Genomic DNA, 12,196 nt, shown 5'->3' with positions numbered 1-12,196 from the left:
TCGGCAGGATGGTGCTGTCGACCGGGACACGCTGCCAGGAGTTCACCTACCTGCTGGAGTGTGAGGTCCCTCCGTTGCCGTCGCGCCGTTCGGACTTGCCCGTGCCGTTCCCAGTGCCGCAGGGGGTGACCAAGGGCAGCAAGGCCCGCCAGTCGTGGATCGACTATGACGCCCTGGCCGAGCTGCACTCCTATCTCGCTCTGGAGCGGGCGGCCTCGGTCGAGGGCTCGGCCTGGAGACCGCCGTCGCGGTGGGGCGAGCCGCTTGGTCGTCACCGAGGCGGACGCGCGGGGCGGCCGGGTAAACGGGCGGCGGGTGACATGGGCGGCGATGACCCCTGCGGAACGGCGGCGCCTGGTTGCCCCGGGCGGCGGCACGATGCTGCTGGCCGTGCAGAACGGCGGCGGGCCGTTCACTGCCTGGCCGACGGTGTTCGAGCGCACCTCGCAGCGACTGCGCGAGCACGTCGACCCGCGGTTCCCGCACGTCTACCCGCACCGGCTGCGGCACACGATGGCGATGGCCACGATGGCTCGCCTCGTGCGCGGCTACTACGAGCAGGCCGCCCGGCTGGTGAGGGACGCCGACGACGACGCCGGCATGGCGTTCTACTTGCGCTCCAGCGAGCCGCTGCTGGTCCTGCTGGTCCTGCTGGTCCTGCTGGTCCTGCGGGACCTGTTGGGCCACTCCAGCGCCCTGACCACGGAGAAGTACCTCCACCGGCTGGACACCACGCGGATCTTCCGCGAGCTGTACGTGAACGTCGGCGAGGAGTACGGCCTGCTCGACGGCCTCGCGGCTAATCGGGAAGCCCGGGCCGAGTTCGACGAGGAAGAGGGGGAAGCCTGATGCCGGCCGAGGTGGTCGACGAGCCGCTGGGGATCTCGGTCCGCTTCAGCGACGGCACCGGTTGCGTGAGCCACGTCGGCGAGACGCCGAATCCCGCGCTGGCCAGGGCGATGATGACGGGCCTGGCGGAGCTGGTCCATCCGCACGGGACGCTCGACTCGAAGTCCTCGGTCGTCGGCTATCTGAGCGCCGTGCGCAGGTTCACCGAGGGCCTGGCGCGGCTCGGCTTCACCGGGCCGGCCGCGGACCTGACCCGCGCGAAGCTGGCCGAGCACTGGATGGCGGACCGGCACGTCGGCCGGGAAGGGCAGTGCCGCGCGATGCTCGCCCGGGCCGACGACCTGGGACAGCTCCTGCACCCGCAGGTGCGGGCGTTCGTCGACGGCCGCAGGTTCGCGGTCGGCCAGGAAAGCGGGCCGGGCCTGCGCCCGTACAGCGAAGGCGAATGGGAGCGACTCGTCGCGCTATGCCGCTCCCAGACGGTCGGTTCCTTCCGTTGTCACCGCGAGGCCCTCGCACTGGCGGATGGCGGATGCGACCCGGTGGAGGGCGGGTGGAGCGAGCAGAACGTCCTGTGGCTGATGAAGAACCGTGGCCCGACCGGCACGATCGGTCGGCTGACCCGCGCCATGGGCCAAAAGCGCCGCCCGCGGCGTCATCACCGGTAACCAGGCGCAGGAACTGCTGGAGAGCCTGTACCCGCCGCCGCGGATCGTGATCCCGTACCGGATCCTGTTCGGCACGCTGACCGGCATCGTCCCCGACGGGATCGACGAGCTCGGCCTCGACGACATCGACTGGGCGGGCGACAGCCAGGTGCTGCTCGACTACGTCAAGGGCCGCACCGCCGGGGAGAGCCTGACCCTGTCCCGGGCGGCGACGCGCCTGCTGGAGCAGTGGCTCGCCCACTCGGCGCTCACCCGCAGCTTCGCCCCCGAGGAGGACCGTGCCCGGCTGTGGGTTCGCTACGACCTGCGCCTGCAGTGGTGCGGACCGCCGCCCGGCAACTCGACCTACCGGGCGTGGGTGGCCAGGAACGCCCTGGTCGACGATCTGGGCGCGCCGCTTCGCATCCATCTGCACCGCCTGCGCACGACCCACGCCGCGCTGCGTGACCGCCGGTCCTGGCGCGGCAGCCGCCGCGCGACGATCGATCCGAACCGCAGCCCCGGCGTCGAGGGCGACTCCTATCTGACGCTCGGCACCGACCGGCAGCGCGAGGCGGTCGAGGAGATCGCCGCCACGGCCGTCGGCGACCTGGTGCGACGCGCCCAGCCGCCGGTGGTCCTCGACGGCGAGGACGTCACCGAGCTGGTGCGCGCCTACCCGCGCAAAGTCGCCGAGCTCGGCCTGGACGACGAGAGCCTGCGGGACCTGGTCGGCGGGGAGCGCGACGTGTTCACCGCCGCGTGCGCCGACCAGCTGTCGGGCCTGCACGGCCCGAAGGGCAAACCCTGCCCGGCCCGCCCCTGGGTGTGCCTGCTGTGCCCACTAGCGCTGTTCGCGCCCCGCCACCTGCCCAACCTGCTGCGGCTACGCGCGTTCTTCTCCCGGCAGTGGAACCAGATGACCACCGACCACTTCATGGCCGTCTTCGGCCCCTACGCCCAGCGCCTCGACGAGATCCTCCAGCCGGGCGTTCACTTCACCACCGCACAGCTCGCGGACGCGGCAACCCAGGTGGCCGGCCACGACGGCGAACTTCCCCTGCGCCCCGAGGAGGGCACCGCATGAACCTGCCCGTCTCCCCAGCCCCTGCGGCGGGAGTGAAGCCGTCGCCCTTCACCGGGCAGGACGTGTGCGCCGCAGCAGGATTCACCGTGGACCACGGCCGGACGAGGCCCGTCTTCGACAACGACGTGTGGGACCTGTCCGGCGTGGTCGGTCTTCCGCTGTCCACCCCGCCGGAGCAGACGGTGTTCCACTTCACCGCGATCCGCAACCCCCGCTGGCGGCTGGTGGCCAAGGAATTCCTCTTCGCCCGCCTGGCCCCCGGGCACGAGGCGGTGCGCGAGCTCGGCGGCGCCTTCCGCACCCCGTTGGGCATCCGCACCTGCAGCCAGCGCCTCAAGCAGGTCTCCAGCTGGCTGAACTGGCTCACCGACCAGGGCGTCACCACTCTCGGTGATGTCGTCCAGGAACACTGCGCGGCCTACCTGGAATGGCGCCGCTGGATCCGCGACGACAAGGGCCGACCGATCCGCGAGTGCGAGCCGGATCACAAGCAGTACATCGTCCTCGGCACTCAGGAGCTCGCCTCCTACACCGACCTGTTCACCGCTGACGCCTACCGCCCGGGCTTCAGACCGTGGGGCAGGGCCAGCGCGTTCGCTGTCGCCGGCGCGCCGAAGGGCGGCCGCCAGGCCAACCGGACCCCGCCGCTTCCCCAGGAGGTGTTCCAGCCCTTGCTCGCCGCGTGCCTCTACCTGGTGGAGACGATCGGCCTGCACCTGGCCGCCGTCCATCGCGAGCTGGAAGCCGAGCCCGACGGCCCCCAGCGCCGGGACGCCGAGGGCGACCGATGGGAGTTCTTCCGGAAGCTGGTCGCCGACCACGTAGCCTCGGGCCGGCCGCTTCCCGCGACGGAGCCGGACGCCGTCCAGCACCGGCTGGAGAACGGCTGGTCGCCGGCCGATCCGCTGCTACGGCTCAACTTCCGCCATCTCGCCCACCGCATCGGCCTCGAACACTGGGACCACCAGTACTTGCCCTGGCGGCGCCCTCTCCTGGAGGAGGCCGTCGCGGCGGTCGGCATCCAGCCCCGCTGGGCACGCGACGCAAAACTGGTCGAGCGGGCGGACGGCGGCGGCCAGGCCCCCTGGACGCTGCCGCTGTCCTCCGACGAGGTTCGCTCACTGGTGCTGCGGGTCCGCTCAGCCGCTCTGATCGTGATCGCGGCCCTGACCGGGATGCGCACCAGCGAGTTGAACGAGCTTCCCGTGGACTGCCGCGTCGAGCCGCAGGTCCTAGGCGGCGGCCGGGTCCGCTACCGGCTGCGGAGCACCCTGATCAAGGGGCAGAAGCTCGGCGGGACCCCCGAGGAGTGGGTCACCGTCGAAGTGGCTTACCAGGCCGCAGAGCTCGCCGCCGACCTCCTGCACCCGGCCAGGGACACCACCGTCCTGTTCCCCAAACTCGCCTTCTACCGCTACTACCCGCTCCTGCGGGACTGGGTCAACGGCCCCGACGGCCGCTGGCTGGGCCTGGCCCCGATCCCCGAGGAGAACGTTAACCTGCGGCGGCTGCGGCGCACCCTCGCCGTGGAGATGGCGAACCGGCCCGGCGGACTCCTGGCGGCGAAGATCGCGCTCAAGCACGTCAGCGTCGCCACCACCGAGGGCTACGCCGCCCGCCCCGGCGGCGCCCAGGCCTCCCTCCTCGCCGAGGTCGGGAAGCTGGAAGCCGAGCGGAACAAGGACCTCACCTGGCAGGTCTGGCAGGACTACAAGGCCGGCCGGATGCCCGCCGGCCCCGGCGCCAAGAGCCTGCTCGACTTCTTCGCTTTCGTCGACGCCCACACCAGCGTCGAACCCGGAGCGCCGGCCACCAGGCGCGGCGACCAGGAGGTGCTGAACCTCGTGGCCCGGCGCGCGAAGACCCTGCATCTGGGCACCGCGAACTACTGCTGGTTCGCCGACCCCGCCAAGGCCCTGTGCCTGAAACTGGCCGGCACACCGGCCGCCGACCGGCCGCTGGTGGGGATGTGCGACGCCGCACGCTGCCCGCAGGCCACGCACCACCCCTGCCACCGGCCCGTCTGGGCCGCGGGCGCCGAGAGCAAGAAGGCGTTCATCGCCGCGATCGGCCGCAGCCAGAGAACGGAGAAGGCTCGGTTGCAGCAGGAGCTCGACCGCGACCTACGGGTCCTGGCAGCCATCGACACCGCCAACGGAAGCGAGACGTGACGTGGCCCGCATCACTGAACAGACCCGGGCACGGAACGAGGAGGCGATCCGCGCGGCCATGGACCGACTGCTGCGAGGCGACCTACCCGACGGCGGTCGGTGCGACCTCAAGACCTTGGCAGTCGAAGCCGGTGTCACCCGGACTGCCTTCTACCCGAAGAAGACCCGCGACGGCTCCAGCCGGCCCGGCCCCTACCAGCACCTCGCCGAGGAGTTCACCCGCCGACAACTCAAGGCGATGCAGGCCTCCGGAGTATCCCCGGACCCGCGTGACACCCACATCACCCGCCTCAAGGACGCCAACGCCGCCCTGGCACAGCGCCTCCAGGCCAAGGAACAACAGATCAAGGACCTCACCACCTTCCGGCAGCTTGCCCTCTCCCGCATCGCCGCCCAGCAGCTTGAGATCGAACGCCTACGCGCCCAGCACCCGCCACAAGCACAGGGCTCTACCCATACGGCCCTGCGGTCAGTGCCCGAAGCGCCAGAGCCGGTGATCTCCGTCACTCCCGCAGCGTCCGTTCGTAGCCCGGAAAGCGACAGCGCCGGCAAACCCGATACGAGCAGGACGCCGCTCTGAGGGCTGCGGCCACCTTTGTCCCGCACCTGCGAGACCGTAGAACTGCCGGAGGGGCAACGTTCTCCTGATGGGGCTCCGCAAGCATTACGGACCAAGCGACGAGGGCCCGTCGTCCGTCGAACGGCCTGCCGGAAAGGGCGGGCCGTTACGGGGGCGGGGGTGGGAGCTGGGTGCGTAGGTAGCGCGTGAGGGAACGGCCGAGGTCATGGGTGAGCGGTCCGGTGTGGTCGATGCCGAGTTGTTGGGCCAGGTCTGTGGCGTGCAGCCGGGCGGCGGCCTCTAGGAGCTGCGCATAGGTGTCGGTGGCGGTGCGGGTTCGGTGGCGGGCGGTGGCGGCCAGCACCACGGCGAGGGGGGCGGCGGGCCACCACCAGACAACCAGGAGTGCATAGAGGACGGCCCAGGCGGCCAGCGTGGTGGCGCGGGACAGGGCTGCGCGGGCGGTCGTCAGCTCACTGCGGACCATGTCCGGCAGGGCGAGCCACAAGTGCGGCCAGATGGTGGCCAGGTCTAGGTGGTGGTCGCGTTCCAGACGGAGAGCCGCGGCATGGACGCGATCGCCGCTCCAGGTGGGCCGATCAGGTCGTTCCACCGCGATCTGGTCTCGCGTCCGAGCCGCCCGATGCCTCACCATGGGATCGGGCCGATTAGCGGGGTCGGGGGCTTTCGCCCGCTGGTATTCGGCGTGCCAGGTCGCGTGCGCGGTGCCCCAACGTTGCCGCCGACGGCGGACCCAGCGTTCGGCAAGGTCGCCAAACGGGTTCGGCCAGGCGCGCCACCCGGCAGCCAGCACAAGGCGCTCGATGAGTGCGCCGAGGGCCTGGGCTGCAATGCCGACTGCGGCGGCCCCAGCCAGCACTGCGGCCAACAGCACCACCTGTCCTCCGGTGGTCGTCACAGCGGGCGCCTTCGCATAGCTGGTGATCTTGCCGATGAGCTGGCTCATGTCCAGGGCGTGCTGGTGGCCGAGATTGACCGCCACAGCGGCCACTGCCAGGTAAAGGGCCCCGGGTAGCACCAGCAGGGACAGCCATCGGTCGGCGAGCTTTTTGGCGAGCTCGCTCAGCAGCCCACCCATCAGTCGAGCGATTCGCGGGGCAGCTCCTGCCCGCTGATCGAACAGCGGGGCGGGAACTGGGTGAGCTCGCTCTCATCCCGTCCGCTACACACTCGCAGTGGGCACCGATAGACGATCTCTAGACTCTCCACCCCCACCGCGTCGATGCCGCGAAGGTCGGCTTGCCCGTACACCCCCGGCGCATCGCCGGCAGCCTGAACGGCCGCATGCAGCGCGTCCAGCAGATTGGCGACATCTTGTCTGGGGCTGGCCTGGATGGCCGTCAACAACCGTGGCAATGGCGCGGAGGCGTCGGTTCCGTCGTCGCCGAGGGTGGCGCGGATCTCGTCCAGGTGTCCACATACATAGGCCAGCCCGGCAGCAATCCGCGTGGAGACTTGTTCCGGTGTCGTCAACCTGAACCTCCGGGTGTAAGTGCTAGCGAGTAGCGGTGGACACGGCAAACCGTGCCGACAGCTACGAGCCCGGCAGCGGTGGTCGCCTCACGCTCATCGTCGCAAGACCTCGCGGCGCCAGCAAACGTGTGCCTAGCCTTGTAGTGATAGTGAAGGGTGCTGATGGTAGGCACATGGAGGCACAGATGGGAGCAGAGCAAAAGCACACCACTGCCCCAGGTGCCGAGCCGCTCGCCGCGCTGCGGGACGCGGTGGCGACCCGACTCAAGCGGGTAACTGAGGCGCAGGATATTGCACCAGTCTTCGAACCCCAGGCCATCGACGACGCACGCCAGCTCGCCGCTGTGTTGCGCGACGACGACGGTGACCTGGGCTCCCGGTATCTGCTGGGCTGGTTTCACTGGTACCGCTACCTAGGATTGCCCGAAGACCGGGACCAGCACGACCTGCACGCTGCGGTCGCGAGGCTCACCCCCTGCTTCATCGCAGGCGTCGACCGCCGGCAGCTGCCCGAGCCACTGCTGCCCACGCTTGCCGATCAGGCGGTCTCCCGCGCTATCTCCCTGCTCGCGCACGCACTCACCTCGACTGACCCCCACTCAATCACCGCGACCGTCGAACTGTGGCAGCAGATCTTGGCCGCCACCTCCGCCGACCACCCCGACCGGGTCGGGCGGCTGTCCAATCTTGGAAGTGCCCTGTGCACCCGGTTTGTGCGGACCGGGGCGCTGGCTGACCTGGACGAGGCAGTCCGGCTGTGCCAAGAGGCGGTGGCCGCCACCCCCGCCGACCACCCCGACCTGGCCAGCATGCTGTCCAACCTCGGGGGTGTCCTACAGAGCCGGTTTGTGCGGACCGGGGCGCTGGCTGACCTGGACGAGGCAGTCCGGCTGTGCCAAGAGGCGGTGGCCGCCACCCCCGCCGACCACCCCGACCGGGCCGGGAGGCTGTCCAACATCGGGGCTGCCTTGCAGACCCGGTTTGTGCGGACCGGGGCGCTGGCTGACCTGGACAAGGCGATCACCACCCTCCAAGAGGCGGTGGCCACTGGAGCCCACCACCCGAATCGGGCCAGCATGCTGTCCAACCTCGGGAACGCCCTGCGGACCCGCTTCGAGCGGACCGGGGCGCTGGCTGACCTGGACGAGGCAGTCCGGCTGTGCCAAGAGGCGGTGGCCGCCACCCCCGCCGACCACCCAGACCAGGCCATCATGCTGTCCAACCTCGGAAGCGCCCTGAAGGCCCGGTTCGAGCGGACCGGGGCGGGCGCCGACCTGGACAAGGCGATCACCACCCTCCAAGAGGCGGTGGCCGCCACCCCCGCCGACCACCCCAACCGGCCCGGGTACCTGTCCAACCTCGGGAACGCCCTGATGGCTCGGTTCGAGCGGACCGGGGCGCTGGCTGACCTGGATAAGGCGATCACCACCCTCCAAGAGGCGGTGGCCGCCACCCCCGCCGACCACCCAGACCTGGCCAGCATGCTGTCCAACCTCGGGGTTGCCCTGTGCACCCGGTTTGTGCGGACCGGGGCGCTGGCTGACCTGGATAAGGCGATCACCACCCTCCAAGAGGCGGTGGCTGCCACCCCCGCCGACCACCCCAACCGGCCCGGGTACCTGTCCAACCTCGGGAACGCCCTGATGGCTCGGTTCGAGCGGACCGGGGCGCTGGCTGATCTGGGCAAGGCGATCACCACCCTCCAAGAGGCGGTGGCCACCGCCACCCACCACCCGAACCGGCCCGGGTGCCTGTCCAACCTCGGGAACGCCCTGATGGCTCGGTTTGAGCGGACCGGGGCGCTGGCTGACCTGGACGAGGCGGTCCGGGTGTGCCAAGAGGCGGTGGCCGCCACCCCCGCCGACCACCCGAACCGGGCCAGAATGCTGTCCAACCTTGGGGTTGCCCTGCAGACCCGGTTTGTGCGGACCGGGGCGCTGGCTGACCTGGACGAGGCGGTCCGGGTGTGCCAAGAGGCGGTGGCCGCCACCCCCGCCGACCACCCCGACCGGGCCGTGCGGCTGTTCAACCTTGGGAACACCATGCGGACCCGGTTCGATCGGACCGGGGTGCTGGCTGACCTGGATAAGGCGATCACCACCCTCCAAGAGGTAGTGGACGTCGGTGTGGCACCGCCGTCGATTCGGGTGCGGGCGGCCCGAATGGCGGGTTTGCTTGCCGTGGGATCCGAGCCAGGTCGGGCGGCGACATTGTTGGAGCGAGCCGTATGGTTGTTGCCCGAGGTGACGCCGCGTCAGCTAGAGCGGGAAGATCAGCAGCACGCATTGGGCGGCTTCGCCGGGCTGGCCGCTGATGCAGCCGCATTGGCGCTGGAAAATCCCGTCATGCCCGCAGGCGAGCGGGCGGCCCTGGCGCTCCGGCTGCTGGAAGCGGGCCGGGCGGTGCTGCTCGGCCAAGCCCTGGAGACCCGCAGCGATCTCACCGACCTCACCCAGCAACGTCCTGACCTGGCCACCCGCTTCATCCACCTGCGGGACCTGCTTGACCAGTCGACTGCCACATTCACCGGAGACCGCGCGGATGGCACTACCAGCGCAACTGCCAGTCCCGAGCGCGCCGCGCGAGATCGGCGGCTCTTGGTGGGGGAGTGGGCCGATTTACTGGACGAGATCCGCGCGCTACCAGAATTCAGCTCTTTTGCCCTGCCGCCCACGGTCGACGAGCTCCTGGCCCAGGCCACCGAGGGGGCGGTGGTGGTCTTTAACGTCAGCCGGTATCGCAGCGACGCCCTACTGCTCACCACCCGCGGCATCACCTGCCTTCCGCTGCCCGGCTTGCCCATCGACGCGGTGGTCGACCAGGTCAACACCTTTCACCAGGCGCTGGACACCGCCGGCCGCGGCCGCACCGCACAGGACCGGCGATCCGCTCAACGGCAACTCTCCCAGATCTTGCGATGGTTGTGGGACAACGCCGCCGGCCCGGTGCTGGACGAACTGGGCCGCCACGCCGCGCCGGTGTCAGACCAAGTGTGGCCCCGAGTATGGTGGGCGCCCGGCGGGCTGCTGGGCTTGCTGCCCATCCACGCCGCTGGCTACCACACCGAGCCGCCTGACCCTGCCGCTCGGGCCGTAATGGACCGGGTCGTCTCCTCCTACATCCCCACCGTCGGCGCCCTGCGGCACGCCCGCCAGCGCCCTCCAGTTATCGACCTGGCCGCGGCCAGGCGCGCGCTGATCGTGGCGATGCCTACCACTCCCGGCGTCCCCGGCCGCCTGCATTACGTGCTCGACGAGGCCCGCAAGCTCGCCACGCACCTGCCCGTCCCGGCCGTTCTCAGTGAACCCGATCCCCTACCCACAGGCCCCGCTGGCGGTCCCGCCCAGCCCCTTTCCCGCGCTGCTTCCGCCTCGAGCACCCTGCCGACCAAGGACAACGTTCTAGGCTTGCTGGCCACCTGCTCGATCGCACATTTTGCCTGTCATGGCGTCAGCGACCCTGCTGACCCTTCCCGCAGCCGTCTTCTGCTGCACGACCACGAAAGCGCACCGCTTACCGTCGCCGCCCTCGCGGCGGTCCGCCTCGACCACGCCCAGCTGGCCTACCTGTCGGCCTGCGAGACCGCCGTGACCACCCACACTCAACTCCTTGACGAGGCCATCCACATGGCCTCCGCGTTCCAACTCGCAGGGTACCCCCACGTCATCGGCACCCTGTGGGCGATCAACGACTACCGCGCCGTCCAGATCGCTGACGCTTTCTACTCCGCCCTCACCACCGGCGCCGGTAACGGCCCTTCCCTTGAAATCGGCCAAGCAGCGGACGCCCTGCACCGCGCCGTCCGCACTGTCCGTCAAACGCTTCCCACCACCCCCTCCCTCTGGGCCGCCCATCTGCATGCTGGCGCATGAGCGGCACCCGGAACAGTCACGACCCGGCGAGGTCGAGTCCGACTCGCTCGACGTCGCCATGCTCAAGCGCGGTGGGCCTCAGATGCCCGTCCTTTTGCGAGTCTGACAGCTTCTACTCGTCTAGGGCGTTTCTTTCCGATCATCGGATCGTTGGTCTGGTCGTGCCGTTGACTGACGCGCAGTGGGCGCGGATAGAGCCGTTGTTGCCGGACCGGACGCCGAAGCGGGGCGGTCGGTGGCGCGATCACCGGCAGGTGATCGACGCGATCGCGTGGAAGTTCCAGACCGGCTCGCAGTGGGTGCACCTGCCCGCCGAGTACGGCTCGTGGAAGGGTGTCTACACCCGGCTGCGGAACTGGGCGATCGACGGCACCTGGGAGCGGGTCTTCACCGCCCTGCTCGCGCGGGCCGACGCCGAGGGCGACCTGGACTGGGTCGTGGCGGTCGACTCCACGATCGTTCGCGCGCACCAGAACGCGGCCGGGGCCCGTCAAAAGGGGCGCCGGCCGGTGAGCCCGGCCACCACGCGATCGGGCGTTCGCGCGGCGGGCTGACGACGAAGGTCCACCTCGCCGCGGACGGCCGCTGCCGCCCGCTGTGCTTCGTCCTCACGCCCGGCCAGGCCGGCGACGCGCCCGCGTTCGAGCAGGTCATGGCCGCCCTGCGGGTGCCCAGGCCGGTCGGCCGGCCGCGCACCCGGCCCCTCGTGGTCCTGGCGGACCGGGCCTACTCCTCCCGGGCCATCCGCGAGCACCTGAGAAGGCGCGGCATCCGGGCGGTGATCCCGCAGCCCGCCGACCAGATCGCCAACCGCCGACGCAAGGGCCGGTTCGGGGGCCGCCCGCCCGCCTTCGACCGCGAGGCCTACAAGCAGCGCAACACCGTCGAACGGTGCATCAACCGCCTGAAGAACTGGCGCGGCCTGGCCACCCGCTACGAGAAGACCGCCACCGTCTACCAGGCAGGACTCCACATCGCGGGCATCTTCATCTGGTCCGCCCGCTGATCCAAAAGAAAGGACCTAGCGCCTTCGTCGCCGAGGGATCTTCGAAGCCCCGATGGGCACCGCAGCCGCTGGCGTTGCTCCGGGCTGTCATGTGACGAGCGTGCTCGTGCAGGGAGGTGCCTATACGTTGGGGGCGATACCGCCGCGTCGCTAGCAATGTGACTCGTGTCCCTGACCATGCTTCATGTCGCACGAAATGCGACATGAAGCTCGCGATGGCTCGACCGCTCCATTGCTGTTTCAGCGGACCGGTATGGGACTCAGCTTGCGTGGGACACGGTGAGGGGCGGAACAAGGACCGGCCGGTGCCTGCTCGTCACCAACAAGAAACTCGGCGCGGCGCTGTACATCGACGACCGGGGCCTTCGCTTCACCGGCGACTGGACCACCACCCTCACCCAGGCCCGCCACGCGATCGGCCTCACGGCAGACCCGCATTCCGGCGAACTCGACCGCACGTCCTGACCGACCCGATCCGTTGACAGGCCCTCCTGCGACGCTCCGCCACGCT

Annotated in this window: 10 protein-coding genes; 8 read left to right on the top strand and 2 right to left on the bottom strand. The window is 70.3% G+C overall.

Features of this window, described 5'->3' with window-relative positions; translation table 11 throughout:
* The first annotated feature begins 330 nt into the window (after positions 1-330).
* Genes ACYP53_RS31930 through ACYP53_RS31910 form a run of 5 tightly spaced genes read left to right on the top strand, consistent with a single transcriptional unit; the run spans position 331 to position 5,334 of the window.
* Complete coding sequence (locus ACYP53_RS31930; RefSeq protein ID WP_459650005.1) at positions 331-849, top strand: hypothetical protein; 519 nt, start codon at positions 331-333, stop codon at positions 847-849.
* Positions 849-1,517, top strand: a complete 669-nt coding sequence (locus ACYP53_RS31925) for a hypothetical protein (protein WP_459650004.1) — start codon at positions 849-851, stop codon at positions 1,515-1,517. The genes ACYP53_RS31930 and ACYP53_RS31925 overlap by 1 nt, the downstream gene beginning before the upstream one ends.
* A 46-nt stretch (positions 1,518-1,563) precedes the next feature.
* Entirely contained in the window at positions 1,564-2,583 is a 1,020-nt protein-coding gene (locus ACYP53_RS31920; protein ID WP_459650003.1) for a hypothetical protein, read from the top strand.
* Complete coding sequence (locus ACYP53_RS31915) at positions 2,580-4,754, top strand: site-specific integrase (RefSeq protein WP_459650002.1); 2,175 nt, start codon at positions 2,580-2,582, stop codon at positions 4,752-4,754. The genes ACYP53_RS31920 and ACYP53_RS31915 overlap by 4 nt, the downstream gene beginning before the upstream one ends.
* Before the next feature lies 1 nt (position 4,755).
* The gene (locus tag ACYP53_RS31910; RefSeq protein WP_459650001.1) at positions 4,756-5,334 is read left to right on the top strand and encodes a hypothetical protein; all 579 of its coding nucleotides are present in this window, start codon (positions 4,756-4,758) and stop codon (positions 5,332-5,334) included.
* Positions 5,335-5,479: 145 nt separating this feature from the next.
* On the opposite strand, the gene ACYP53_RS31905 is transcribed toward ACYP53_RS31910, so the two are convergent.
* Together ACYP53_RS31905 and ACYP53_RS31900 are read right to left on the bottom strand one after the other, a co-directional pair.
* Complete coding sequence (locus tag ACYP53_RS31905) at positions 5,480-6,412, bottom strand: hypothetical protein (RefSeq protein ID WP_459650000.1); 933 nt, start codon at positions 6,410-6,412, stop codon at positions 5,480-5,482.
* Positions 6,412-6,807: a hypothetical protein gene (locus tag ACYP53_RS31900; RefSeq protein WP_459649999.1), complete on the bottom strand. Its 396-nt coding sequence runs from the start codon at positions 6,805-6,807 to the stop codon at positions 6,412-6,414. The genes ACYP53_RS31905 and ACYP53_RS31900 overlap by 1 nt, the downstream gene beginning before the upstream one ends.
* Before the next feature lie 173 nt (positions 6,808-6,980).
* On the opposite strand from ACYP53_RS31900, the gene ACYP53_RS31895 reads away from it, so the two are divergent.
* From ACYP53_RS31895 to ACYP53_RS31885, 3 genes are all read left to right on the top strand, one after another.
* A complete protein-coding gene (locus ACYP53_RS31895) occupies positions 6,981-10,679 on the top strand; it encodes a CHAT domain-containing tetratricopeptide repeat protein (protein ID WP_459649998.1) in 3,699 nt (1,232 codons plus the stop codon).
* Between the two features lie 155 nt (positions 10,680-10,834).
* Positions 10,835-11,685 (top strand): IS5 family transposase gene (locus ACYP53_RS31890; protein WP_459647992.1). Its coding sequence is split into 2 segments (ribosomal slippage): positions 10,835-11,201 and positions 11,201-11,685, totalling 852 coding nucleotides; the frame shifts between segments, so codons are not numbered across the junction.
* 279 nt (positions 11,686-11,964) lie between these two features.
* Positions 11,965-12,150, top strand: a complete 186-nt coding sequence (locus ACYP53_RS31885) for a hypothetical protein (RefSeq protein WP_459649997.1) — start codon at positions 11,965-11,967, stop codon at positions 12,148-12,150.
* The last annotated feature ends 46 nt before the right edge of the window (positions 12,151-12,196 follow it).

The organism is Kitasatospora sp. Ki12 (assembly GCF_054601375.1).
The sequence above is the reverse complement of the archived record's forward strand: the minus strand, read 5'-3'. Positions and strand labels throughout refer to the sequence as shown.